22 protein-coding genes are annotated in these 24,299 nt (G+C 64.7%); 12 read left to right on the forward strand and 10 right to left on the reverse strand.

Translation table 11 applies throughout. From position 1 onward, the window contains the following. Positions 1-287: 287 nt before the first annotated feature. Positions 288-1,949 (reverse strand): L-lactate permease, encoded by a 1,662-nt coding sequence (locus tag HMPREF1137_RS04740; protein ID WP_007589510.1) that lies wholly within the window; start codon positions 1,947-1,949, stop codon positions 288-290. Between the two features lie 182 nt (positions 1,950-2,131). On the opposite strand from HMPREF1137_RS04740, the gene leuA reads away from it, so the two are divergent. Then, complete coding sequence (leuA, locus tag HMPREF1137_RS04745) at positions 2,132-3,886, forward strand: 2-isopropylmalate synthase (protein WP_007589495.1); 1,755 nt, start codon at positions 2,132-2,134, stop codon at positions 3,884-3,886. Positions 3,887-3,956: 70 nt separating this feature from the next. Here the strand turns inward: leuA and HMPREF1137_RS04750 are convergent, their stop codons facing one another. Then, a complete protein-coding gene (locus HMPREF1137_RS04750) occupies positions 3,957-4,538 on the reverse strand; it encodes a TetR-like C-terminal domain-containing protein (protein ID WP_007589516.1) in 582 nt (193 codons plus the stop codon). Positions 4,539-4,787: 249 nt separating this feature from the next. After that, positions 4,788-5,327: a TetR/AcrR family transcriptional regulator gene (locus HMPREF1137_RS04755; RefSeq protein WP_007589506.1), complete on the reverse strand. Its 540-nt coding sequence runs from the start codon at positions 5,325-5,327 to the stop codon at positions 4,788-4,790. Between the two features lie 242 nt (positions 5,328-5,569). Here HMPREF1137_RS04755 and recO point away from each other — a divergent pair, with 242 nt between their 5' ends. Both recO and HMPREF1137_RS04765 read left to right on the forward strand, forming a co-directional pair. Then, entirely contained in the window at positions 5,570-6,307 is a 738-nt protein-coding gene (recO, locus tag HMPREF1137_RS04760; RefSeq protein WP_007589483.1) for a DNA repair protein RecO, read from the forward strand. Beyond that, positions 6,304-7,128, forward strand: coding sequence for an isoprenyl transferase (locus HMPREF1137_RS04765; protein WP_007589544.1), 825 nt, complete (start codon positions 6,304-6,306; stop codon positions 7,126-7,128). The genes recO and HMPREF1137_RS04765 overlap by 4 nt, the downstream gene beginning before the upstream one ends. On the opposite strand, the gene HMPREF1137_RS04770 is transcribed toward HMPREF1137_RS04765, so the two are convergent. The 6 genes from HMPREF1137_RS04770 to HMPREF1137_RS04795 all read right to left on the reverse strand — a co-directional run bounded on the left by HMPREF1137_RS04770 (position 7,125) and on the right by HMPREF1137_RS04795 (position 12,063). Then, positions 7,125-7,667: an SNARE-associated domain-containing protein gene (locus tag HMPREF1137_RS04770; RefSeq protein ID WP_007589481.1), complete on the reverse strand. Its 543-nt coding sequence runs from the start codon at positions 7,665-7,667 to the stop codon at positions 7,125-7,127. The two genes, HMPREF1137_RS04765 and HMPREF1137_RS04770, sit on opposite strands and share 4 nt — an antisense overlap. A 112-nt stretch (positions 7,668-7,779) precedes the next feature. Continuing rightward, positions 7,780-8,169, reverse strand: a complete 390-nt coding sequence (locus HMPREF1137_RS04775; protein WP_007589560.1) for a Fur family transcriptional regulator — start codon at positions 8,167-8,169, stop codon at positions 7,780-7,782. 16 nt (positions 8,170-8,185) lie between these two features. Next, entirely contained in the window at positions 8,186-9,112 is a 927-nt protein-coding gene (locus tag HMPREF1137_RS04780) for a metal ABC transporter permease (protein WP_007589593.1), read from the reverse strand. A 13-nt stretch (positions 9,113-9,125) separates the two neighbouring features. Then, positions 9,126-9,950 carry a metal ABC transporter ATP-binding protein gene (locus tag HMPREF1137_RS04785; RefSeq protein ID WP_007589568.1) on the reverse strand — a complete coding sequence of 275 codons (825 nt, stop codon included), beginning with the start codon at positions 9,948-9,950 and terminating at the stop codon, positions 9,126-9,128. Beyond that, positions 9,947-10,975 carry a metal ABC transporter substrate-binding protein gene (locus tag HMPREF1137_RS04790; protein WP_007589473.1) on the reverse strand — a complete coding sequence of 343 codons (1,029 nt, stop codon included), beginning with the start codon at positions 10,973-10,975 and terminating at the stop codon, positions 9,947-9,949. Before HMPREF1137_RS04790 ends, HMPREF1137_RS04785 begins: the two co-directional genes overlap by 4 nt. Positions 10,976-11,046: 71 nt before the next feature. After that, on the reverse strand, positions 11,047-12,063 hold the full coding sequence (locus HMPREF1137_RS04795; RefSeq protein ID WP_007589514.1) for a LacI family DNA-binding transcriptional regulator: 1,017 nt from the start codon (positions 12,061-12,063) through the stop codon (positions 11,047-11,049). Positions 12,064-12,229: 166 nt separating this feature from the next. Here HMPREF1137_RS04795 and HMPREF1137_RS04800 point away from each other — a divergent pair, with 166 nt between their 5' ends. From HMPREF1137_RS04800 to aroD, 9 genes are all read left to right on the forward strand, one after another. Beyond that, entirely contained in the window at positions 12,230-13,453 is a 1,224-nt protein-coding gene (locus HMPREF1137_RS04800) for a sugar ABC transporter substrate-binding protein (RefSeq protein ID WP_007589478.1), read from the forward strand. Positions 13,454-13,667: 214 nt separating this feature from the next. Beyond that, positions 13,668-15,260 carry an ABC transporter permease subunit gene (locus tag HMPREF1137_RS04805; RefSeq protein WP_007589522.1) on the forward strand — a complete coding sequence of 531 codons (1,593 nt, stop codon included), beginning with the start codon at positions 13,668-13,670 and terminating at the stop codon, positions 15,258-15,260. After that, positions 15,260-16,156, forward strand: a complete 897-nt coding sequence (locus HMPREF1137_RS04810; RefSeq protein ID WP_007589558.1) for a sugar ABC transporter permease — start codon at positions 15,260-15,262, stop codon at positions 16,154-16,156. Before HMPREF1137_RS04805 ends, HMPREF1137_RS04810 begins: the two co-directional genes overlap by 1 nt. Positions 16,157-16,599: 443 nt before the next feature. Then, the gene (locus HMPREF1137_RS04815) at positions 16,600-16,989 is read left to right on the forward strand and encodes a GntR family transcriptional regulator (protein ID WP_007589512.1); all 390 of its coding nucleotides are present in this window, start codon (positions 16,600-16,602) and stop codon (positions 16,987-16,989) included. Further along, positions 16,986-17,879, forward strand: a complete 894-nt coding sequence (locus tag HMPREF1137_RS04820) for an ATP-binding cassette domain-containing protein (protein WP_007589575.1) — start codon at positions 16,986-16,988, stop codon at positions 17,877-17,879. The genes HMPREF1137_RS04815 and HMPREF1137_RS04820 overlap by 4 nt, the downstream gene beginning before the upstream one ends. Continuing rightward, positions 17,876-18,592, forward strand: coding sequence for a hypothetical protein (locus HMPREF1137_RS04825; protein ID WP_007589581.1), 717 nt, complete (start codon positions 17,876-17,878; stop codon positions 18,590-18,592). The genes HMPREF1137_RS04820 and HMPREF1137_RS04825 overlap by 4 nt, the downstream gene beginning before the upstream one ends. An 806-nt stretch (positions 18,593-19,398) precedes the next feature. Then, on the forward strand, positions 19,399-20,787 hold the full coding sequence (locus HMPREF1137_RS04830) for a glycine--tRNA ligase (RefSeq protein ID WP_007589590.1): 1,389 nt from the start codon (positions 19,399-19,401) through the stop codon (positions 20,785-20,787). Positions 20,788-20,869: 82 nt separating this feature from the next. Further along, positions 20,870-22,120 (forward strand): tRNA dihydrouridine synthase DusB, encoded by a 1,251-nt coding sequence (gene dusB / locus HMPREF1137_RS04835; protein WP_050980937.1) that lies wholly within the window; start codon positions 20,870-20,872, stop codon positions 22,118-22,120. An 11-nt stretch (positions 22,121-22,131) separates the two neighbouring features. Continuing rightward, complete coding sequence (aroD, locus tag HMPREF1137_RS04840) at positions 22,132-22,956, forward strand: type I 3-dehydroquinate dehydratase (RefSeq protein WP_007589479.1); 825 nt, start codon at positions 22,132-22,134, stop codon at positions 22,954-22,956. 94 nt (positions 22,957-23,050) lie between these two features. Here aroD and HMPREF1137_RS04845 read toward each other — a convergent pair whose 3' ends face one another. Beyond that, entirely contained in the window at positions 23,051-24,271 is a 1,221-nt protein-coding gene (locus HMPREF1137_RS04845) for a S8 family peptidase (protein ID WP_007589530.1), read from the reverse strand. Between the last annotated feature and the right edge of the window lie 28 nt (positions 24,272-24,299).

Consider the following 24,299-nt stretch of genomic DNA (forward strand, 5'->3'; position numbering starts at 1 on the left):
ATTCAAGGAATCGAGAGTCTATCTGCGATGCGCGAGGTCCTGTGTCTCGTCCGGAAGAACGCCCGGAGGCACCTCGGGAGGAGGGCAAGCACGCCGAGCACAGCATGGTGACGGCGACGAGGGCAATGATGCCTCGTCCGAGAGCTGTCGTCCGCAGCCGAGGAACTCGCAAGGAATACCTGTTGCTCACTGTCGTCTCCTTCCGGTGCTTGTCTTGGGAGCCTACAAGCGGGAGGTCCCGGGAAGCAACTTGCTTCCCGGGACCTCGCCAGCGCTTGCAGCAACGATCAGTGCGGCATGTAGGCGCCGAGCCAGCCCTGGGATGCGATGAACACCAGGGTGCACAGCACGAGGAGCAGGCCGATCGAATAGGGGGCAGCCTTCTTGAGGATCTCCGCGTCGGAGCCCTTCGAATCGACCGCGGTCGCGGCGATCGCGAGGTTCTGCGGGGACACGATCTTGCCGATGCCACCGCCGATTGTGTTGGCGGCCAGCAGGATGGACGGGTCGAGGCCCGCGCCGGCTGCGGCGGTCGACTGCAGGTTCGCGAAGAGCGCGCCCGCCGAGGTCGCGGAGCCTGCAACGGCCGTGCCGATCCAGCCCAGGATGGGGGAGAGGAAGGCGAAGGCCGCGCCCGTCGTCGCCAGGGCAGCGCCGATCGAGGTGGTCTGGCCGGAGAAGTTCATGACGAAGGCGAGGGCCATGACGGAGGCGATCGTCAGGATGGCCATGCGCAGCGAGTAGATGGTACGCGGCAGGACCGCGAACATCTCACCGACGGAGCTCTGGAAGCGACCGCCCGAGGAGTTCGTGCCGTACACGATGGCGACGATGATGCCGGTGACGAAGATCCAGGTGCCGGGGTTGGACAGGATCTGCAGCGAGTAGATCGCGGCGGTCGAGGGCGATCCGTCGCCGGTCAGCAGGCTGCCGTAGATGCCGGGCCACGGGATCTTCACGTCGGTCGAGGAGAAGAAAGCTGCGACGGGCTTGGCCAGCTTCGTGATCGCGATGATGACGACGACGAGGACATAGGGCAGCAGGGCCAGTCCGATACGCGAGCCGGTGGGCTTGTCGGCCTCGTCGGCCTCAGTCGCGCACTCCGCGGGGGTCGTCGGGCCCCAGACCAGCAGGAAGACGTAGCAGGCGGCGAAGCCGAGCAGGGAGGCGACGACGGCGGTCAGCTCGTAGGAGACCGAGGGGGTGAAGAAGTGGCCGATGCCTGCTGCGGCGCCCGCAACGAGGGCCAGGGGCCACAGCTGGCGCACGCCACGGCTACCGTCGAGGATGAACAGCATCAGGACCGGGATGAACAGACAGAAGATCCAGGTCAGGTGGCCCATGTCGCAGGCGACGACGACGGGGTCTGCGCCACCGAGCTTGCCAGCGGTGGTCGTGGGGATCGCCATGGCACCAAAGCCCACGTTGATGGCGTTACCGACGACGGTGACGACGGCGGCCTTGATCTTCGGGACGCCGAGTGTTACCAGCATGGCGCAGGTGATGGCCACGGGAGCGCCGAAGCCCGCCAGGCCCTCGAGCAGGCCGCAGAAGCACCAGGCGACGATGAGGGCCTGGGCGCGCTGGTCGCCTCGGCCGATCGTATTAAAGACGGCCTTCAGGTCGGAGCTGCGTCCGGACTTCTCGGTGAGGTTGTAGAGCCACACGGCCGCGATGATGATGTAGATGATCGGCATGAAGCCCATTGCGGCACCCTGCGTGCCGGACAGGAGCGCCATACCGACGGGCATCTTGAAGGCGAAGACCGCGATGCCCAGGGACAGTACGAGGGAGATGATCGAACACCAGTGGGTGGCGACCTTGAAGACGCCCATGAGGACGAAGAAGACGACGAGCGGAAGGAGCCCGACGACGGCTGTCAGGAAGACGTTACCCGCGACTGCCGTCGTCGACGGGGTAAAGGATTGGGCTAACAAGAGAGAAGTCATGGCTGCTCCGCGCGTCAGTGTGTGGGACATTGGACCCAATTATCATGACATATGAACGCAGAGGCGTACGCATATTTGAGCGTTTTTCTTTGTCAGTGTCGGGTGGGGGAGCGCGCCGCATCTCACGTCCAGTATGCGCAGCGTCTACTCGCGGGCGGAGCCTCGTCGATAGACTACGAATTGTGAAGACTACATCCGCTGTTCCCGTCCCCTCCGGCTCGCGCATGCCGATTCGTAAGTATCGGCCGTTCCTCGATACGAATCCCGTGGACCTGCCGGATCGCCAGTGGCCCTCCAAGCGCATCACGAAGGCGCCGCGCTGGATGTCCACCGACCTGCGCGATGGCAACCAGGCCCTCATCGAGCCGATGGACCCGGCGCGCAAGCGCCGCATGTTCGACCTGCTCATTAAGCTGGGCTATAAGGAGATCGAAATCGGTTTCCCCGCTGCCTCGCAGACCGACTATGACTTCGTGCGCTCCCTGATCGAGGACGATGCGGTGCCCGAGGACGTGACGATCTCTGTGCTCACCCAGTCGCGTCCTGAGCTGATCGAGCGCACGGTCGAGGCCATGGTGGGCTTCCCGCGCGCGACGGTGCATCTCTACAACGCGACGGCTCCCGTGTTCCGCGAGGTCGTGTTCCATGCGGATAAGGCGCAGACGATCGAGCTCGCTCAGTCCGGTGCGCGTGAGATTATTGCGCAGGCTGAGAAGCGCCTGGGCGATGAGACGATCTTCGGATTCGAGTACTCGCCCGAGATCTTCGTGGACACCGAGCTCGATTTCGCCCTCGAGGCGTGCGAGTCCGTCATGGACGTGTGGGAGCCGGGCGAGGGGCGCGAGATTGTCCTGAACCTGCCCTCCACGGTCGAGCGTTCCACCCCGAACGTCTTCGCGGATCAGATCGAGTGGATGAGCCGCAACCTGAGCCGCCGCGAGTATGTGGCGCTGTCCGTGCACCCCCACAACGACCGCGGCACCGGCGTGGCGACGGCCGAGCTGGCGCTCCTGGCCGGCGCGGACCGTATCGAGGGCTGCCTGCTCGGTCAGGGCGAGCGCACCGGCAACGTCGACCTGGTGACGCTGGGCCTGAACCTGTTCAGCCAGGGCATCGATCCGGGCATCGACTTCTCGGACGTGGACTCGATTCGTCGCACGGTCGAGTACTGCACGCAGATGGAGACCTCGCCGCGCGCCCCCTATGTCGGCGACCTCGTGTACACGAGCTTCTCCGGGTCCCACCAGGACGCGATCAAGAAGGGCTTCACGGCCCGCAAGGCTAAGGTTGACGCGGCCGGCGGCGACGAGGAAGCGGTCGTGTGGGAGCTGCCCTACCTGCCGATCGACCCGCACGACGTGGGCCGCTCGTACGAGGCCGTGGTGCGCGTGAACTCGCAGTCCGGCAAGGGCGGCGTCGCCTACCTCATGTCGACGGCGCACGCCCTGGAGCTGCCGCGTCGTCTGCAGGTGGAGTTCTCCCGCATCGTTCAGCGCCACACCGACACGTACGGCGGCGAGATCAATGCGGCCACGCTATGGCAGATCTTCGCGGACGAGTACCTGCCCACGAGCGCCGCTCCCGGCCTGGAGCCGTGGGGCCGCTTCGAGATGCGCTCCTCGCAGGTTTCGTCGATCGACGACGAGCACGTTGAGCTCAACGCGACGCTCATCGACGCCGGTGAGGCCGTGAAGGTCCAGGCCACGGGTACGGGCCCGATCGATGCTTTCGTCTCGGCGCTGCACGAGTTCGACCTGGATGTTCGTATCCTCGACTACTCCGAGCATGCGATGAGTCAGGGTCGCGACGCCCGCGCCGCCGCCTACGTCGAGGCCGCAGTCGACGGTCAGATCGTGTGGGGCGTCGGCATCGACTCCTCGATCACCCGCGCCTCCTACAAGGCGGTCATCTCGGCTGTCAACCGCGCCCTGCGCTAACTGATCGCAGATAAACGACACGAACCCCGGCCTCGTTGACGGAGAAACGAGGCCGGGGTTCGACGTTTGTTCAGGCGCGCGCGGGTGCCTGGGGGGAGGAGGCGAACAGCTCGAGGCTGTGGCGCACCTGTCCGTCGAGGACTCGGGCGATCCTGTCGGTCAGGATGGCGGGATCGGCGCTCATGTCGGTGGCGAGCCACTGAGACACATGGCCGAGCACGCTGAGCGTGAAGTGTTCGGTGACGAACTCGTGATCGTCTGCGGTGACAGTGAGGCCGTCGCTGTAGTGGTCGACGATGGGTTCCATGACGGCGCGCAGCTGCTTGTAGAGGAAGATTTGTAGATCCTCCATGGACAGCGAGGCAATGACGGAGCGCGTCTCTTCGGGGTGGTTGCGCATCCATGTGAACATGGCGAGCAGGCCGTCGGCCCAGTCCTCGTGGGTGGCGTGGGCGATGATCTGGTCGGCGACCTCGCGCTTGAACACCCAGACGGTCAGGTCGCGGATGTCGGCGAAATGATAGTAAAACGCCTGGCGGGTCACGCCAGCGGTGCGCGTGAGTCCAGAGACCGTCACCTTCGATAGTGGGACGGTCTGAAGTGCGTTGCGCAGCGCCTGCGCGAGCATCGTTTTCGCATCGGTGTGGGGCATGGGTGGTCCTCGTCGACATGAAAAGAGAGGTTACGAGCAAACTGTACAGGCTGAATCGCGGATCCGCGAAATTTCAGTGCAATGTTCGGCTGACCAATTGTATAGCTCAGATTGGCTTGTATGCATCCGGAAAGCGCGGGGCGAGCTGGGGGAGTGTATGGTTCAGCCCCGGCCTCGTCGATGAATGAACGAGGTCGGGGCTGAGAAGGTTGTCTGTCTGTCCTTGCGCGGTTGGTGGGAGTAACCGCGCTACTTGGCCAGGCGAGCCAGGGCGGGGGTGGTCTGGTCGGTCATGAGCACTCGCATGCGAGCGATCGCGAGCGAGGGGTTGACCTCGAGGCCGGAGAGCATCCACTGAGCCATGTGGGCGGTGGTTGCCAGGGCGAAGTGCTGGGCGACGACGTCGCGCGCGGTGGCCGTGGCGGAGCCGGGCAGTCGAGACTCGATGAGCTCCTGGATGTGAGAGGCCAGGAAGGCCCACAGGTCGTTGGCTTCGATGGTCTTCATGGCCGAGGCGGTCTCGTCTCGGTGCTCGTGCATCCAGGTCATCGTCGCTTCGATGGCGTCAAGCCATTCTCCCGAACTGGCGGTCAGGCGAGATGTGACTTCCTCGCGGAAAACCCAGGCATTCAGGTCGCTGAGGGAGTTGAAGTGGTAGTAGAACGCTTGACGGGTGACCCCTGCGGAACGTGTCAGCGCGCTGACAGAGATCTTTGACAGGGGGGTCTGCATCAGGGCTTGACGCAGTGCAGTGCCAAGCTTTTCGCGGGCATCGATCGGGGGTGCCATCTTTTTCCTTCCTTCGACGGTTATGAGTAAACCATAACCAGTTACGAAGAAACTATCTACTCGAAAACCACTTGCCGGCTGTGTAACCGACCACGCTGTCAGTTTCTCATATATTGTTGTCAGCACGTGTCTGTGGGCTTGTCGATGGATGTGACAGTGCACTTCACAGTTGTTTTCGCGCGGCGCGATGCGCGTCGGATGAATCCGCCGCGTGCGCCCGGGCGTGACACAATGTTCGTGTGATGAAGTCCTATCGAGACGAGGCGATCGTCCTGCGCACCCACAAGCTGGGCGAAGCTGATCGCATCATCACGCTACTGACCGCAGAACACGGGCAGGTTCGCGCAGTCGCCAAGGGAGTGCGCAAGACAACCTCCAAGTTCGGGGCGCGCGTCGAGCCCTTCTCTGTCATCGATGCTCAGCTGCATCGCGGACGCACCCTCGACACCCTCACCCAGGTCGCATCGATCGCCCAATACGGCGACTCCATCGCCGCTAACTACGATCTCTACCTCGCGGCCACCGTCGTCGTCGAGACCGCCGAGCGCCTCACTGCCGATGCTCACGACGGCACCCACTCCCAGTACCTTCTCCTCCTCGGCGCCCTCAATGCCCTTGCTCGAGGGCGCCACGATCCCACCCTGATTCGAACCTCGTATACGCTGCGCGCCCTCGCGCTGGCCGGATGGGCCCCCTCCTGCTTTGACTGTGCCGTGTGCGGTACTCAGGGGCCGCACTCCTCGTTCTCCATCCCCGACGGCGGCACCGTCTGCGATACCTGCCGCCCACCCGGTGCCTCGTCGCCTGCGCCGGACACGGTGGCCCTGCTCGGCCAGCTGCTCAGCGGTGACTGGGAGCGCGCCGACCGTTGCGAACCGTATGCGCGTTCCGAGGCCTCGGGCCTCATCTCCTCGTACACTCAATGGCATCTGGAACGTCGCCTGCGCTCTCTGAGCGTCATCGATAGGAGTCATTCATGACCAACCTGCGACCCACCCCCATGGACCGCGCCCCGCACGACCCCACCGCGCCACTGCTCGGGCCTGGCCAGTGGCACTGCGAGGCGCCCGTCTTCCGCAAGGGCGAGGTGCCCGCACACGTCGCGCTCATCATGGATGGGAACGGACGCTGGGCCAACAGTCGAGGTCTGGCCCGCACCGAGGGGCATCGGGCGGGGGAGTATGCGCTCATGGACACGATCGCGGGCGCCATTGACGCGGGCGTGCGCTATCTGAGCGTCTACACCTTCTCGACCGAAAACTGGAAGCGCTCGCCCGCCGAGGTCTCCTTCATCATGAACTACGCCTCCGACGTGCTCGCGCGGCGCACCGACCAGCTCGCCCAGTGGGGCGTGCACGTGCGGTGGAGCGGGCGCCGGCCCAAGCTGTGGAAGAGCGTCATCAACGCGCTGGAGAAGGCCGATCGGGCGACCTCGCACTGCGCAACCCTCGATCTGGTCATGTGTGTCAACTACGGAGGTCGGGCCGAGCTGGCGGATGCTGCCCGATCCATCGCCGAGGATGTCGCGGCTGGGCGCCTGAGCCCGCGCGGCGTCACCGAAAAGACGCTGTCACGACACCTCTACCTGCCCGATGTGCCCGACGTCGACCTCATGATCCGCACGTCGGGGGAGCAGCGCTTGTCCAACTACCTCCTATGGCAGATGGCGTATGCGGAAATGATGTTCGTCGACACCCCCTGGCCCGCATTCGACCGCGAGGAGCTGTGGGGATGCCTCGAGGAGTTTGCCGGGCGCGACCGCCGCTTCGGTGGTGCGGTTGACCGCGTCGCTCAGTCCTAGGCGTTGTCCGTAGCCAGTGCCGCGTCGACCGTGCGGCGCTTACGGCGGCCCCACGCGATCTTCGCGACGATCAGCGCGATAATGAGGGCGAGACCCGCCCAGCCCCAGGGGGAGCCGGCGACGGCTCGGATGGCCGCGGCGAAGACGGCGAGCGTGCCGAGGCCGTACAGCAGCGCCCACAGGATGCACCCCGGGATCATGGCAATTGTGTAGGTGCTCCAGCGCATGCGCACCAGGCCCGCGCCCGCGTTGACCGCCGTCTGGATACCCACCGTCAGGAAGCACAGGGGGATGACGATGATGCCCCACTTGTCGAGCATGGCAGCACCCTTGCGAGGGACGGGGCCATCAAACCAGCGTGCGACGGCGCCGAGAAAACCCTGACGGCCGGTCGCCAGGACGGCACCCGAGGCTGCGCCGCGGGCCAGCCAGTAGGTCGCCTGCGCACGGAAGAGTACGACGAAGAAGAGGAAAACGAAGAGCCAGATACCCTCGCGTGCAAAGGCGGGGACCATGGAATCGATTCCGGCGGCGAACATGATGCTCCAAAGTGAGGGTGACCAAACGAAGCCTATCCTAACCTACGCAAGAGGCCTGGGAAAGCGTCGTCTGCTTCCCAGGCCTCGTCGTGACTGATACGGCCTCAGTAGGTCACTGCTTCGACTGGCACGAGCTGCACACCCCGAAGAGCTCCAGGGAGTGCTCGACGTCGCTAAATCCATGCGCAGATGCCACAGAATCCACCCACGACTCGATCTGCGACTGCTCGATCTCCTCGGTGAAACCACACTTGCGGCACACCAGGTGATGATGGTGATGGTGTGTCGTGCACGAGCGGTACAGGGCCTCGCCGTCGGAGGAGCGCAGCGTGTCGACGCGGCCGTCATCCGCGAGGCTCTGGAGCGAACGGTAGACGGTCGCCAGACCCACGCGCTGCCCCTGACGGTGCAGGTCTTCGAAGATCTGCTGGGCGCTGCGGAAGTCGCTAACGCGTGTCAGCTCGTCGAGGACGGCCTGACGCTGCTTCGTCATGCGCTGCATGGTGTTCCCTTCGTCGTCATGCGTTTGCGTGGGTGAGGTGCTCACGCTCGGGGTGCTGGTTGTGGCTGCGGGCGACGCGAAGCCTGCGTACCCTGCGGATGCGATCCACAATAGCCCTGATTCCGAAACCAATCGCATACAAAGCGATGGCTCCGACAACGATCGTCGCGCCCGGCGACAGGTCGATGAAGTACGTTAGGGACAGTCCCGACGTGCAGATGATGACGCCGAGTGCCATGGCGATGCCCATCGTGGTGCGGAACGAGCGCGCGCCCAGCTGTGCGATCGCTACGGGGATCACCATGAGCGCGCTGACGAGCAGTGAGCCGACGACCCGCATCGCCACGGCCACGGTCAGTGCTGACAGAACGGCGATGAGGAGGGAGAGCGTGCGCACGGGCAGTCCCGTCGAGCGCGCAAAGTCCTCGTCGTTGGTGACCGAGAAGAGCGCGGGTGCCAGTCCGATGCCCAGCGCGACGATCGCGATGCCCAAGATGGTGATGAGCGTGATGTCGCTCCATCGAACGGTCGAGATCGACCCGAAGAGGTAGGAGTTCAGCTGGGCGGAGGTGCCACCCGCCAGGCCGATCAGGAGGACGCCACCGGCGATGCCGCCATAGAACAGCATGGCCAGGGCCGTATCCCCGGAGGTGCGCCCGCTCTGACGCACCAGCTCAATCGTGATCGCCCCTAGCAGGGAGATGATGACTGCGCCCGGAATTGCCCAGGAATCCGCAGGGCTCACGTTTGCGAACGCACCGACCAGCCAGCCCAACGCGACGCCGGTCAGAGAGATGTGGCCGATGCCGTCGCCCAGCATGGCGAGGCGGCGATGGACCAGGTAGGTGCCGATGATCGGGGCGGTGAGGCCTACGATCAGGGCGGCGAGCAGCGAACGCTGCATCATCTGCGAGGACAGGAGGGTCGTCAGTGCGTCAATCATGTGTCGCTCCCGTCTAGATTCCGCTCACGAGGCCGCGGTCGCCCGTTGCAGGCCCCGCCTCGATCTCGGGGTGGCAGTGGTCGCCTCCGCCGTGGTGCTGTTCGTGATCGTCCTCGATGTGGGGTGGGCCATCGTAGGAGACGTGACCCGCGCTGATGTGCAGCTCGCGATCCAGGAGGGGGCCGAGTTCTCCCAGCTCATGCAAAACGATGAGGATCGTCGTCCCCTCCGCCTTCGCATTGGCGACGATCTCGGCCAGGCGCGCGCGTGAGGCGGCGTCGATTCCCGCCATCGGCTCGTCCATGATGAGCAGCTCGGGTCGTCGCACGAGTGCGCGCGCGATGAGGACGCGCTGGGCCTGCCCGCCCGACAAAATGTTGAGGGGGGAGTGGGCGCGGTGAGCCATGCCCACACGTTCGAGCGCGGCCATCGCCTTCGCCGTGTCGCCCGGAAGCGCCCACAGGCGACGAGGCCCGAGCAGGCCGGAACGTACGACCTCGATCGCGCTGGCGCTGATCGCGCCGCCCGAGGAGATGCGCTGGGGGACGTAGCCGATCTTGTTCCATGGCACGCGGCGGCGCGTGGTCACCGAGTGTCCGAAGAGCTGGGCGTCACCGCTTGTGATGGGGGCGGTGCCGAGCAGGGCCTTGAGGGTTGTGGACTTGCCCGATCCGTTCGAGCCTGTGATCGCCACGGTCTGGCCGGCGGGAATGTCGAGCGAGATCCCGTGGAGGATGAGGTCCGTATCCCAGGCCACGTGCAGGTTGTCGAGACGCACGACGGCGGTTGCCTCCGCGTGGGAGGCTCCCGCCGTCGTGGGGTTGTCAGTCGTTGTCACTGGCAGTTGTTTGCTTTCGTCAGGGCGTCGATGTTGGCCTGCATGACTGCGGCGTAGTCCTTCGAGGCATCGGTCTGGGACTCGATCGGATCCAGGACGGCCGTCGTGATGCCGAGGTCGTCGGCCAGCGTCTGTGCGACCTTGGGGTCGATGAGGGCCTCGGTGAAGATCGTCGTCACGCCCTGCTCCTTGGCGATCTGGCCGATCTCAGCCAGGCGTGCCGGGGAGGGGGAGGACTCGGGGTCGAGGCCGGAGATGCCGACCTGGGTCAGGCCGGTGCGGTCCGCGAGGTAACCGAAGGCGGTGTGCGCGGTGACGAAGGTCTTCACCTGGCACTTCGAGGTCTTGGTGACCAGGGTGTCGCCCAGAGCAGTGAGCTCCTCGGCCAGGGCCTTCGCGTTCGCCTTGTAGGTGTCGGCGTGGGCGGAGTCGGCCTCGGCGAGCTTGTCGCCCACCAGGGTCGCGGCCTTGGCCATGCGGATGGGGTCCAGCCAGAAGTGGGGGTCCGCACTCATGTCGTGGTGGTGATCGTGACCGGCGTGATCGTGGCCTTCGTGGTCGTGGCCCTCGTGATCATGGTCGTGGGCCTCGGTCTCGCCGGACTGCGTCTCGTCGGCGGCCTCTTCTTCCTCGGCGGGGTGGTTTGCGTCGGAGCCGGCCTCGACCAGCTCGGCCGCGGAGGAAACGTCAATGATGGTCTTGGGGGCCTGCTGCTCGATGGCCTCGTCAACCGCGCTCTGGAAGCCCGCGAGGTAGATGACAGCGTCCGCGGAGGACAGCGAGTCAACCATCTTGGGGGAGAGCTCGAGGTCGTGGGGCTCAGCGCCGTCCGGGGTCAACGAGGTGACGGAGACGTGCTCGCCTCCGATCTTCTCAGCCAGGTACTTCAGGGGGTAGAAGGAGGCCATGACGGTCAGGGAGCCGTCCTTGGAGGAGCTGTCTCCGGACGAGGCCGTGGATGAGCAGGCGGACAGGGCGAGCGCTGTGGCAGCCGCACACGCGGCAGCAAGGATTCTCTTCGACATGAGAATGATTCTCTTTGCGATTGAGAATCTTTGTCAAGTCATTCTCGGAGGTTGGACCCCAGATGGCGGGCCTAGCGGACGCGCGCGGTCGAGCCTCGCACGATCAAATCCGGCGAAAAGACGTAATCGGCGTGCGTGGGAGTGTAGTCGGCTGTGTTTAATGCCTCGAAAAGCGCGCGCACTGCGGAAGAGACGATTGACTGAACGGGCTGGTGAATCGTCGTGAGGGCCGGATCCAGGTGGCTCATGAGGAATGTGTCGTCGAAACCGATGACCGAGATGTCGCCCGGGACCGACAGTCCGAGCGAGGAGATCGTGCGGATCGCGCCGAGGGCCTGCAGGTCTGAGCCCGTGATAATCGCCGTCACGCCGCGCTCCAGGAGGGCGTGCGTGTAGGCAGCCGCGGCCTCGTACGTATAGAAGGTCTCCTCGATGATGGGGGAGCGGTCGCCCAGCAGTTCGTCCATCACCTGGCTGAAAGCCTCCGCCTTGCGCAGTGCTGGAACGATGTGCGTGCGCCCCGTCAGCAGGGCGATGCGCGTGTGCCCCAGCTCGTGCAGGTGCGTAACCGCCGCGCGGATGCCGAGCGCGTCTCCCGTGGAGAAATCGGAGGCTGGTACCTCCGGTCGTGCGCCATTGATCGTCACGAAGGGGATGCCTCGGTCGGCGACATCCTGGTAGGGGGCGAGATCGGCGAGGAGGTCAGCGTGTCTGCCGGAGACGAAGATGAGCCCGTTAACGCGGTGCTCGATGAGCGAGGAGAGGTGGTCGAACTCGGACGTCGCACCCGGCGTCTGCGTGCGGATGAGGGCGATGCCGCCCGCGCGCGAGATCTCCTCTTGGAGGTGGTGGGCAAAGGAAGCAAAGATCGGATTCGTCAGCTCTGGCACGATAACGCCGATCGTCGGGGTGCTGGGCGTGTGTTCACTGGGTGGACGGTCGTAGCCCAGCTCGTCGATCGCCGTCAGGACCCTGCGGCGCGTGTCTTCGGAGACCTGACCGACGCCGTTGAAAACGCGTGAAACAGTTGCGGTTGAGACGCCCGCGTGCGTGGCGATATCGGCCATGCTTGTACGATTCTTGGTCATCGGCGCAACGCTCCTTTGGGTGTCCGAGTGCGGCTGTTTCCCTTCAAATGTAACAGCTTGCACACAATTGTGAAAATTGTTGCAGAAACAAAAACGGGGGTATTACAGTGACTCTTGTAGCGGGTCGCTGATGGATGCGACCGGCCTGACCAACACAGGAGTAATAATGCGACGTGGCATCGCAGCACTCGGCGTCTTCGCGGCGGCTACCGCCCTGGCCGCCTGCAACAACGGCACGACGACCTCTTCCTCGTCCTCTGACAACAGCGGCGATGCCGCGGCAACGCTGACGATCTGGGCGGACGACACCCGCTTCTCCCAGGTTGAGAGCCTCGCCGAGGACTTCACCACCAACACCGGTGTGAAGGTCAACGTCGTGCAGAAGTCCGAATCCGACATGGACACCGAGTTCACCACCCAGGTGCCCACCGGCAACGGCCCCGACCTGATCGTCATGGCCCACGACAAGCTCGGCGCGCTCGTCGCTAACGGCGTCGTCGCCCCCGTGGACCTGGGTGAGGCCAAGTCCAAGTTTGCTGACGTCGCCGTCAAGGCCGTCACCTACAACGGCCAGACCTACGGCGTTCCCTACGCCGTTGAGTCCGTTGCCCTGGTGCGCAACAACGCGCTCACCAAGGACGCCCCCACCACTTACGACGACATGATCGCCTCCGGCAAGACCACCGGCGTCGAGTACCCCTTCATCATCCAGATGGGCGACAAGGGCGACCCGTACCACTTCTACGGTTTCCAGACCTCCTTCGGTGCCCCCGTCTTCAACACCAACGCTGACGGCGAGTACACCTCCGAGCTGGCCATGGGCGGCTCCGGCGGCACCGACTTCGCCAACTGGCTGAAGGCTCAGGGCGACGCGGGCGTCATCTCCCCGTCCATCACGGGCGACATCGCCAAGCAGGCCTTCCTCGACGGCAAGGCTGCCTACACGGTGACCGGCCCCTGGAACGTCGCCGCCTTCCGCGAGGCCGGCATGGACGTCTCCGTCCTGTCGATCCCCTCTGCTGGCTCTCAGGCTGCCCAGCCCTTCGTTGGTGTCCAGATGTTCTACCAGAGCGCCAAGTCCGCCAACCCGGTCGCCGCCAAGCAGTTCTTCAACTACCTCGCCACCCCCGAGGCTCAGGAAGAGATGCAGAACCTTGGTGGTCGCGCCTCCGCGATGCCTGAGGTCTCCGCCAAGTCGGATGACCAGGACATCAAGGACTTCGCGAAGGTTGCCGAGTCCGGCGCTCTCGCTCCCGCGATCCCCGCGATGGGTTCCGTCTGGAACTACTGGGGCCAGACCGAGGCCAACATCGTGAGTGGCACCGAGACCCCGGCCGAAGGCTGGGCGACCATGATCACCAATATCAACAACGCGATCGCCTCCAAGTGATCGAACCCGCCGGACGCGAGACGGCCGGTACCCCGCTCGCCTGAGGCGAGCACCCAGCCTCGCACCCGCCCGCGTCCCACGCGGCGGGCGGGTGCGAGGCCCACAAAACGCTCGCGCCGCAGTGCGGCGCACTCGCACCCACGGGTGCTTCCCGACCCGCCGCAGGCGGGTATCGTCGCAATGACGCGCAAACTGCGCACGTGTGGAGGACACGATGTCTGAGCCAGCGAAGGCTGCAGCAAAGAAAAAAGAGGGGCGCACAGCCTCGCACGCTAGCGAAGTGACCAGGCCCGGTTTCTTCGTCAAACTTGTCCTGATGATGCTCATCGATGCCCTGGGGATCTACGGCATGTTCACCGCTTACCTGGTGAAGTCGTGGACGGTTCTCGCCGTCCTGGCCGTCCTGCTTCTCGTGGTCAATTGGGTGTACTTCTCCAAGCGGACTATTCCCGCGAAGTACCTCGTTCCCGGCATGGTATTCCTGCTCATCTACCAGGTCTTCGTCATGGGGTACACGGGTTACGTGTCCTTCACGAACTACGGCCAGGGCCATAACTCCAGCAAGGACGACGCCGTCGCGTCGATCCTGCAGGCGTCCGAGCAGCGCGCCGAGGGTGCGCCGAACCTGCCCGCCGCTGTCGTCGAGGACAGCTCCGGCCTCGGGCTCGCGGTTGTCGATACCGCGACGGGCACCATCCGCGTGGGTGACTCCGAGACTCCGCTGCACGAAGTGTCCGGCACCTACGCCGCCGGCATGCTGAGCGCGGTTGACGGCTACAAGGTCCTGACGATCGCCGAGATCCTCAAGCCTGAGGTTCAGCAGAAGGTCTCTGCCATCAGGGTTCCGGCTTCCTCCGACCCCAACGACGGAAGCTACCGCACCGACGACGGCTCGAGCGCCTACCTGGCCAAGTCCCGCTACAACTACGACGAGGCCGCCGACACCCTGACCGACACGACGACCGGCGTCGTCTACACGGCCAACAACAAGATTGGCGCCTTCGTCGACGCGGACGGCAACCAGATCGATCCGGGCTGGCGCGTCTTCGTCGGCTTCGACAACTACATGAACATGTTCGCCCGCGGCGACCTGGCTGGTCCGTTCCTGAAGGCCCTGCTGTGGTCCTTCGTCTTCGCCGCTGCATCCGTCCTGTCGACCTTCGCGCTCGGCCTGATCCTGGGCCTCGTGTTCGCGGACAAGCGCATCAAGGGTCGCAAGATCTACCAGTCCCTCATGATCCTGCCCTACGCCTTCCCGGCCTTCCTGGCTACCCTGGTGTGGAAGGGCATGCTCAACACGGACTTCGGCTTGATTAACCAGGTGCTGCTCGGCGGAACGAAAATTCCGTGGCTGACGGACGGATTGCTGGCGAAATTCTCGATCCTGGGCGTGAACCTGTGGCTGGGCTTCCCCTACATGTTCCTCGTGTGCCTGGGTGCCCTGCAGTCCCTGCCGGGTGACGTCGAAGAGGCCGCGAAGATCGATGGCGCCTCCGGCCTGCGTACCGTGTGGTCCATCAAGCTGCCGCTCGTGCTGCAGTCCACGGTGCCGCTGCTGATCGCCTCCTTCGCGTTCAACTTCAACAACTTCTCGCTCATCTACATGCTGACCGGCGGCGGCCCGAACTACCCGGGCTTGGATGTCGGCCAGACTGACATCCTGATCTCGATGGTCTACAAGATCGCGATCGAGTCGGGTTCCCCGAACTACGGCCTGGCCTCGGCCATGTCCATCGTCATCTTCATCGTCGTGGGCGTGATCGCGTGGCTCGGTTTCCGCCAGACGAAGACCCTTGAGGAGCTGTGATGAGCGCTGCAACTGTGAAGAAGAATCGCGAGTCCACCCTGAAGGGTGGGCGCTGGTGGAAAGAGGTCGGTTGGCGCCACATCGTCGCCATCCTGATGATCATCTACTGCCTCATCCCGCTGCTCTACGTCCTGTCGGTGTCCCTGAACCCGGGTGGTACGCTCGCTGGCTCAAACAAGCTCTTCTCCTCGTTTTCCTTCGAGAACTTCCTGGCGCTGGGCTCCGGCAAATACGCCGGCTACTGGTCGTGGGTCCTGAACTCCCTCATCGTGTCGACCACGACCGCTGTGGGCACCGTCCTCATGGGCGCGGCTGCGGCCTACGCCTTCAGCCGCTTCCGCTTCAAGGGACGCCGCGCGACCCTGACCGGCCTGCTGCTGGTGCAGATGTTCCCGCAGATGCTGGCCTTCGTGGCCCTGTACCTGCTGCTCCTGGGTATCCAGGACATCTTCCCGGTCCTCGGCCTGAACTCCAAGCTGGGCCTGATCTGCGTCTACCTCGGTGGCGCGCTCGGCTCGAACACCTTCCTGCTCTACGGCTTCTTCAACTCGATCCCGCGTTCGCTGGATGAGGCGGCCATGATCGACGGCGCGACGCACGCCCAGACCTTCTGGACGATCATCATGCCGCTGGCCCGCCCCGTCCTGGCGGTCGTCGGCCTGCTGAGCTTCATCTCCTCGCTCGGCGACTTCGTGATCGCGAAGGTTGTCCTGCAGGATCAGAGCCAGTTCACCCTGGCCGTCGGCATGTACATGTGGGCATCTGACGAGCGTACCGCCCCGTGGGGCATCTTCGCGGCCGGTTCCGTGATCGCAGCCATCCCGGTGATCCTGCTGTTCCAGTACCTGCAGAAGTACATCGTCTCCGGCCTGACCGCCGGCGGCGTCAAGGAGTAAGCGCTCCGCGCCCTCCTGCATGGCCAGCCCCGGCCTCGTCCCCTATCCCCGTGGAACGAGGCCGGGGCTGTTTTATGCATTCGGGCGTGGGGAAGTGGGATGAGGTCGCTGTTCTTTGGGGGCCAGTGTGCAGATGTGGATAGTCCCGGCATTGCAAGCATTGCGGGCATTACTGACGTAGTTCTTCGACAATGTCGCATGCAATTCCCATGTAAACCTTTCAAATATATAAATGGGATCGTTGGAATTGCAACGTTTGTGGGTGGTATTGAAAGCTGCCTGAGGGGAATTGCCTGCGACATTTGGGGGCGGGCGTGAGAGATGGCGTGGGCGTGGGGGAGGGGGCTTCCCGAGGTTCGTGTGGTGAGACCGCTTGACAGGTTGGTTGGTTATGTGGTTCATTAGTCATGTAATGAACCACTGAAGCTGAAGGGAGGGTACGCATGGCACCCACATTCGTCTCGGGGATCCCGATCTACGTGCAGATCGCCGACGACATCCGCGCGCAGATCCTGCGCGGCACCCTGCGTGCCGGGGACCAGCTCACTTCCACCACGGAGTACTCCGCGACCTACCGCATCAACCCGGCCACCGTCGGCAAGGCCTTCTCGATCCTCGTCGACGAGGGCCTCGTCGAAAAGCGACGCGGCATCGGCATGTTCGTCGCTGAAGGCGCCCGCCGCGCGCTCGTAGCCGACGGGCTCGCCACCTACGTGGAGGAGACCCTGAACCCCGCTGTCGAAGCGGGCCTGGCCCTGGGCCTCGACCTCGACGCCATCATCGACCACGTCCGCGCCTACAGCGCCGACACGACCGCCAAGGACAACTCATGATCACCCTCAACTTCATCAGTCACACGTATCCGGGAGAGAACAAGGCGGCGCTGCGCGACATCTCGCTCACCCTCGGAGACGCAACCGTCACCGCCCTCGTCGGCCCCAACGGCTCGGGCAAGACGACGCTCATGCAGATCCTCGGCGGCCTGATGGTGCCCACCTCGGGGAGTATCTCCATCGACGGCGGCCAGGCCAGCACCGACGACCTGCTCACCGGATCGATCATCGCTTCTTCCGCGCGTGACCTCGATGACGCGAACAGTAAGACGCTCGTCGCCTACGCGCGTCTGCGTCCCACGTGGGACGAGCAGCTCTTCGAGCACTACGTCGGACGTTTCGGACTCGCCATGAGCCGTAAGTCCGTGCGCAAGCTTTCCGGCGGGCAGGCCGCCATTTTCTCCGCCTCGATCGCACTGGCCTCGGGCGCGCCCATCACCCTCCTCGACGAGATCCAGGCGCCCCTGGATGTGCCCACGCGCTACGCCCTCTACGAGGAGATCCTCGCCCTGGCGGGGGAGGGCATGGAAGGAAAGCGCCCGCAGCGCCGCTTCCTCGTTTCCTCGCACATGGTCTCCGAACTCGAAAAGGTCGCCGAAGACGTCATCGTCTTGAAGAAGGGCGAGCTCCTCGCTCACGAGAGTATTGACGACTTCACCTGCCGAGTCTCAGCTCTGACCGGCCACGCCTCCGACGTCGAGCGCTTCCTCGGAGAGCGCCCGACCCTCGCTGTCATCGCCAGTCGCGAGCTCGGCTCCACGCGAGAGATCGTCGTGGACCTGCGCGGCGCCTCCATCACCGAGGCCGATTTTGCCACCCATAGCCTCAGCGCAGCGCCCTGCTCCTTCCAGGACGCCTTCGCTTACCTCATCCAGGAGAATGACCAATGAGCACCGCAACCACTGTTTCCTCTCAGCCCTCGATCTGGCGACTTGGAATGGTCGACTGGCGATTCGCTTTCGGAGTGTACGCCGCGGTTGTCGTTGGTCAATTTGCCATTAACTCCACGGTGAGCGCCATCATGTACGCGACCTCCGATGACTTCTCGGGGCACGTCGATCAGTCCGCCATGAACGCCGCCTTCTCGACGGGCATCTACATCCTCATCGCGCAGATCATCACTACGACGACGGACCTGCGGGCAGCGTCTCTGAGCGGCGCGTCGCGCCGTACCCTGGCACTATCGACCTACGTGCACAGTGCCGTCGTTATCGCCATCGCCAGTGTGATCTGGTGGGTGCTCGCCCTGGCTCAGTCGCACATTTTCTTCCTGGGGAGCCTTGAGTATCCCCTCGGACTGGACTCGTGGCTCATTGTGGTGGTCGCCTGGATCGCCTGCGATGGGGCCGGGCGCCTCATCGGTGCGGCCTCACGCCATGGTCGAGGCCCGTGGACGGTTGCCCTCGGCATTATCGTGGCGACTGTGCTGGGCCTGGCCGGCATCGCCGGTCCGGTCACCTGGTTGGTCCTCACGCTTGTTCATAAGTCCGGCTACCTTCCCCCGATGCACCCCGCCTTCTGGTTCCTCGGCCTCATCACTCTCGCAGTCGCCGCCGCCGGATGGCGCCTGACCCTCACGGGCAGGATCCGCCGCCTCAACTGAACGTCAGTTGGGCTTTGGGCGCGTGACCCGTCACCCGGCCCCGGCCTCGTTCCCTCCCGTAGGAGCGACGAGGCCGGGGCCGTATTATGCATTCGGGCGTGTTGTGGTGGCGCCATGTGAGTGTCCAGGCGCTGCGAGTTGCTGTGGGGGGATGCTCAGGCGCTACTTGTTGCTGAGTGCGGCACCGTAGTTCTGTGCGCGCCCTGCAGTTTCGCATGCAATTCGACGATGGAATGTTCAAGCACGTGTTGAAAACGTTGGAATATCAACGACGCCATTTCGGAACTTGAAATATGTCAAGGGGAATTGCCTGCGACTTTTGGGGTGCTGTGCTTGGTGAGCGTGGGTGGTGGCTGTCGGCGCTGTCGGCTCTGTCGGTGCTGGCATGCGCGCATGCGGATAGGTTCGAAGTCGGCGTGCTCGTCGTCGCCGCAGCGGAGCCTGTCCTCGCCGCAGCGGAGCCTGCCCCTTCCTTATGCGGATAGGTTACGGCGATGTGGATAGGTTATTCACATGCGGATAGCTTAATAACCTATCCGTATATTCATAACCTATCCGTATGCTCATAACCTATCCGCGAGAGAGCCGAGCGAGGCACGCAGCGGTGCTCAGATAGGACTCCGGGCAGAATCCCGTGGAGAATTGCGGGGGAGGGCACTGCACAGCCCAGCCAGCATTTCAAGCCCGCACCTGTGGTGGGATCCATGAGCGAGCAAGGGCCCGGAAGCGCCCGAAACAGTAGTTATCGGCTAGTATCGATGGCGACACGACAGCCAGTCGTGCCCCAAATACTCAAGGAGTGACAAGTGGCTAAGGGACCCTCCCGCCTCGACAACGTGATCAGCCTGGCCAAGCGCCGCGGCTTCGTCTTCCCCTGCGGTGACATCTACGGTGGCACCCGCTCCGCGTGGGACTACGGCCCGCTCGGCGTGGAACTGAAGGAAAACATCAAGCGCGCCTGGTGGAACGCCATGGTCCGCCGCCGCGCCGACGTCGTCGGCCTCGACTCCTCCGTCATCCTCCCGCGCGAAGTGTGGGTCGCCTCCGGCCACGTCAAGGCCTTCACCGACCCGCTCATCGAGTGCCTCAACTGCCACAAGCGCGCCCGCCAGGACCAGCTCATCGAAGAGCTCGCCGAAAAGAAGGGCGTCGAAGAGTCCTCGCTGTCCAACGCCGACATCGCCTGCCCGAACTGTGGCGTGCGCGGCCAGTGGACAGAGCCCCGCGCCTTCTCCGGCCTGCTCAAGACCTACCTGGGCCCCGTCGACGACGAGGCCGGCCTGCACTACCTGCGCCCCGAGACCGCCCAGGGCATCTTCGTCAACTACGCGAACGTCATGAATGCCGCGCGCAAGAAGCCGCCGTTCGGCATCGGCCAGATCGGCAAGTCCTTCCGCAACGAGATCACGCCCGGCAACTTCATCTTCCGTACCCGCGAGTTCGAGCAGATGGAACTCGAGTTCTTCTGCGAGCCCGGCACCGATGAGGAATGGCACCAGTACTGGATCGACTACCGCAAGGCCTGGTACGTCGACCTGGGCATCGACCCGGAGAACCTGCGCGAGTACGAGCACCCGCAGGAGAAGCTCTCGCACTACTCCAAGCGCACCGTCGACCTGGAATACCGCTTCGGCTTCCAGGGCAGCGAGTGGGGCGAGCTCGAAGGCATCGCCAACCGCACCGACTACGACCTGACCGTCCACTCCGAGGCCTCCGGCGCGAAGCTCGACTACTTCGACCCGAACACCAAGGAACGCTGGACCCCCTACGTCATCGAGCCCTCGGCGGGCCTGACCCGTTCCCTCATGGCCTTCCTGATCGAGGCCTACCACGAGGACGAGGCCCCCAACGCCAAGGGTGGCGTCGACAAGCGCGTCGTGCTCAAGCTGGACCCGCGCCTGGCCCCCGTCAAGGCCGCCGTCCTGCCCCTGTCTCGCAAGCCCGAACTGACCGGCCCCGCCCAGGAGCTGGCCGACGAGCTGCGCGGCATCTGGAACGTCGACTACGACGACGCCGGCGCCGTTGGCCGCCGCTACCGTCGCCAGGACGAGATCGGCACGCCCTTCTGCATCACCTACGACTTCGACTCGATCGAGGACCACGCCGTCACCATCCGTGAGCGTGACACGATGGAGCAGGTGCGCATCCCGCTCGACAAGGTCAAGTCGTACCTGATCGAACGCCTGGGCTGCTGACTTGTCGCTAGCCTCCTCGTCCGCAGCGGCCCCGCTTCGCGTGGGGCCGCTGCGCCTGTGGACACCCGTCGTCCTGGCCCCCATGGCCGGGGTGACTGACGTGCCCTTCCGACGCCTGTGCCGCATCATGGGCGAGTCGGGCCTGCCCGACCACCTGCGACCCACCGGCATCCCCTCCTGGGCCGCCGAATCCGGGCGGGAGGCCACGGCCTCGTCCCCGAGCACCCCGGGCGAGACGACTGCGGGTGAGCCCCTCGCCGCGCCGCATCGCGTCGCCATCCCGCGCGTGGACGCGCCCGCCGGCCTGTACGTCACCGAGATGGTGACCAGCCGCGCCCTCGTCGAGGAGAATGAGCGCACCCTGGAGATGGTGCGCCCCGACCCCGCCGAGCGCGTGCGCTCCCTGCAGCTCTACGGCGTCAACCCCGCCGTCATGGCGAAGGCCGCGACGATGCTCGTCGTGCGCGACCTCACCGACCACATCGACCTGAACTTCGGGTGCCCCGTCCCCAAGGTGACGAAGAAGGGCGGGGGAGCTGCCCTGCCCTGGAAGCGCGATCTGTTCTCCGACCTTGTGGGCGCCGTCGTGCGCGCCTGCGACGAGGCCGGGGAGCGTGCGGGGCGCGAGATCCCCGTGACCGTCAAGATCCGTATCGGCATTGACTCCGAGCACGAGACTGCGACGGACGCCGCCCTGGCTGCGCAAAAGCTTGGCGCTGCCGCGCTCACCCTGCACGCGCGCACGCAGAACCAGCACTACGCGGGCCAGGCCCACTGGGACGAAATTGCACGCCTCAAGGACCTGCTCGACATCCCCGTCTTTGGTAACGGCGATGTGTTCGAGGCCGCCGACGCCCTGGCCATGCTGGAGCGCACCGGCTGCGACGGCATCAGCGTCGGGCGCGGCGCCCAGGGACGCCCCTGGATCTTCCGTGACATCGTCGCTGCCTACCACGGTGGGGCCATCCCGCCCGGCCCCAGCCTCGCCGAGGTCGTGTCCGTCATCGAGCGTCACGCCGCCTGGTGCGTCGTCGATCAGGGCGACGAGGGGCGCGCGCTGCGCGAGATGCGCAAGCACATCGGCTGGTACCTGCGTGGATTCGCCATCGGTGGCCCCCAGCGCCACGCCCTGTCGATGGTTTCCACGCTGCAGGAGCTCCACGAGCGCCTCGCGGACCTCGACCTCGACCAGGCCTTCCCGCCCGCAGCACGCGGACCTCGCGGCCGAGCAGGCGGCGAAAAGACCCCCCACCTGCCCGACGGCTGGCTGGACCACCCCTACCTCACGCAGAGCGAACGAGATCGCCTGCACCTGGCAGAAATCGGATACTAAGCGAAGGAATCATGCCTCACCCATCTGCGCCCGACCCCGACCCTGCGCCCGGACTCGTCACCATCGGGAAAGCCGCCAAGAAGGCGACGCTCGGGGGACGTACCCAGGTCATCGTTCCCGTCAGCGGGGACGCGGCAGCCCTGAGCGGGCAGGTCGAGGCGCTGGCCTCGTGCCGCGCGGACATCGTTGAGTGGAGGGTAGACACCTTCCTGTCGTCCCTCGTGGGGTCGCACTTCGTGGCCGCATCGGACGTGGAGTCGGACCTGGTGCGGATGGCCCGCTACGTCGCGGATTCCTCGCCCCTGCCGTTGCTGGCGACCATTCGCACGTCGGTCGAGGGGGGCGAGGCTTACCTGGACGACGAGGAATACTGCGCCCTCGTGCGTTCGCTTTCGTCCTTTGCGGGCGGCGTCGACGTGGAGATCTCGCGCGATGGGTCCTCCTCGCTCATTGAGGACGCGCACGAGGCCGGGGCGATCGTCGTCGCTTCCTTCCACGATTTTGAGGCAACGCCCGGCGACGAGCAGCTCGCCGAGGTCTTGGCGGCTATGAACTACGCGGGCGCCGACGTCCTCAAGTTCGCGTGCATGGCCAACAGCGCCACGGACGCGGCCCGAGTGCTGGCGGCGCAGGCGTGGGCGCGCGAGGCCTACGACCGTCCCGTTATCGGCATCGCCATGGGCCCCAACGGTGCGCCCACGCGCCTGGTGGGCTCTGCCCTCGGGTCCGCGGCCACCTTCGCGACCCTGCCCGGGTGGGAAGGCAGCGCCCCCGGACAGTTCACCGTCGAGCAAGTGCGAACTGTCCTCGACATTGTCGAGGCCTCGGAGGGCTAAGCCTGATTGCCGGTGTCAACGCGGCCACGAAGCAAGCGACGAAAAAGAGGGGCGCTGGAGTGTTCTCCAGCGCCCCTCGCTCTCCGTCCTGTGGCTATTGCCTGTGGAAGCGTGGGCTGGTGCCCAGGTGTGTGGGGTAGGGGTTGTCTTTGTTGGTTGCCTGCGATTCGTCGAGGCCGCGATAGGCGTAGGAGTTGTCATACGCGATCTGGGCTGGATCGACGAGGCCATCGGCGTACTGCTGGACCTCCGCGGGAGTCGGGCTTGAGCCACCTCCCTTGTCCGCCAGGGGATTCTCATCCGGATACTGGCTCGGATCGGTGTTGAGCATCTTTCCGGGGTTAATTGGTCCATACCCCACGTAGATGTCTCTGCCGCCCTCAGGTGTGCTCGCCGTATTGACGAGGAGCTGGAGGAGCTGATTCGAGGTAGCGTTGGGCCACTTGGCACGCGCCTGCGCGAGAGCGCCAGCGACAATAGGGGACGAAAAAGAGGTGCCCTGAGTGGAGGAAATCTGTCCGCTCTCATCGCGCGCAACAATAGGGCCCCCGACGGCAGTCGTGGTGACACCCTGCCCCCAGGAGGAATAGGAAGCGAACTTTCCGTCGGTATCAATGGCGGAAACACCGACGACACCCGACCACCACGACAGTGATGTCTCGTTGTCGTCCTCGTGCGCGTTACCTGCACCAGCAGTGATGAGCACTCCTTCATTCATCGCGTGAGCGATTGCCCACTTGAGGTGGTCTGAATGTGAAAGCGAGGACGCGGAGTAATTGATGATCGATGCTCCATCATCAATTGCTTTGTTGATCAACGATGATACTTCCGTAGGCAGAATACCAGCTTTCATCGGGCAATCGGCCCCCACAAAGCTGGCGTCATCGGGGCGCTGGTAAGCGAGTAGCGTGGCATCGGGTACCGTCCCGTAAGCGTCTGACACCAATAGGGAAGCGACTGTGGTGCCGTGGCTTCTGTGGGCAGAGCTGGACGTGACTGAGCATGGGCTTTTATCCGTAATGTTTGCACCTGCCAGCTCAGGGACGGAGGTGTCGACAGGGCCATCGATGATCGCGATGGTGACGCCTGCTCCCGTGTAGCCCTTGGCCCGTGCGGAGTCCAGGTGATAGTAGGAGTAGTAGGCCTGGTCAGCCGCCGTGATGGGGCGATCATCGGCCCGTGCGGGAGTGAGCGGATAGCCGGTGGCGATACCCGTGAGCGCCAGCGTGGAGCACAGGGTACCAGCAGTGCGGAGGTTAAAAACCCGACCAATCGGCGAAAAAATGCGTGCGTTCACCACTGGCTGATATCCCATCCGTCGTCCTTGCGTTTCGCTGGAGTCA

Origin of the sequence: Actinomyces sp. ICM39 (assembly GCF_000282935.1) — a bacterium.
In the GTDB taxonomy this organism is placed as follows: Bacteria; Actinomycetota; Actinomycetes; order Actinomycetales; family Actinomycetaceae; genus Pauljensenia; species Pauljensenia odontolytica_B.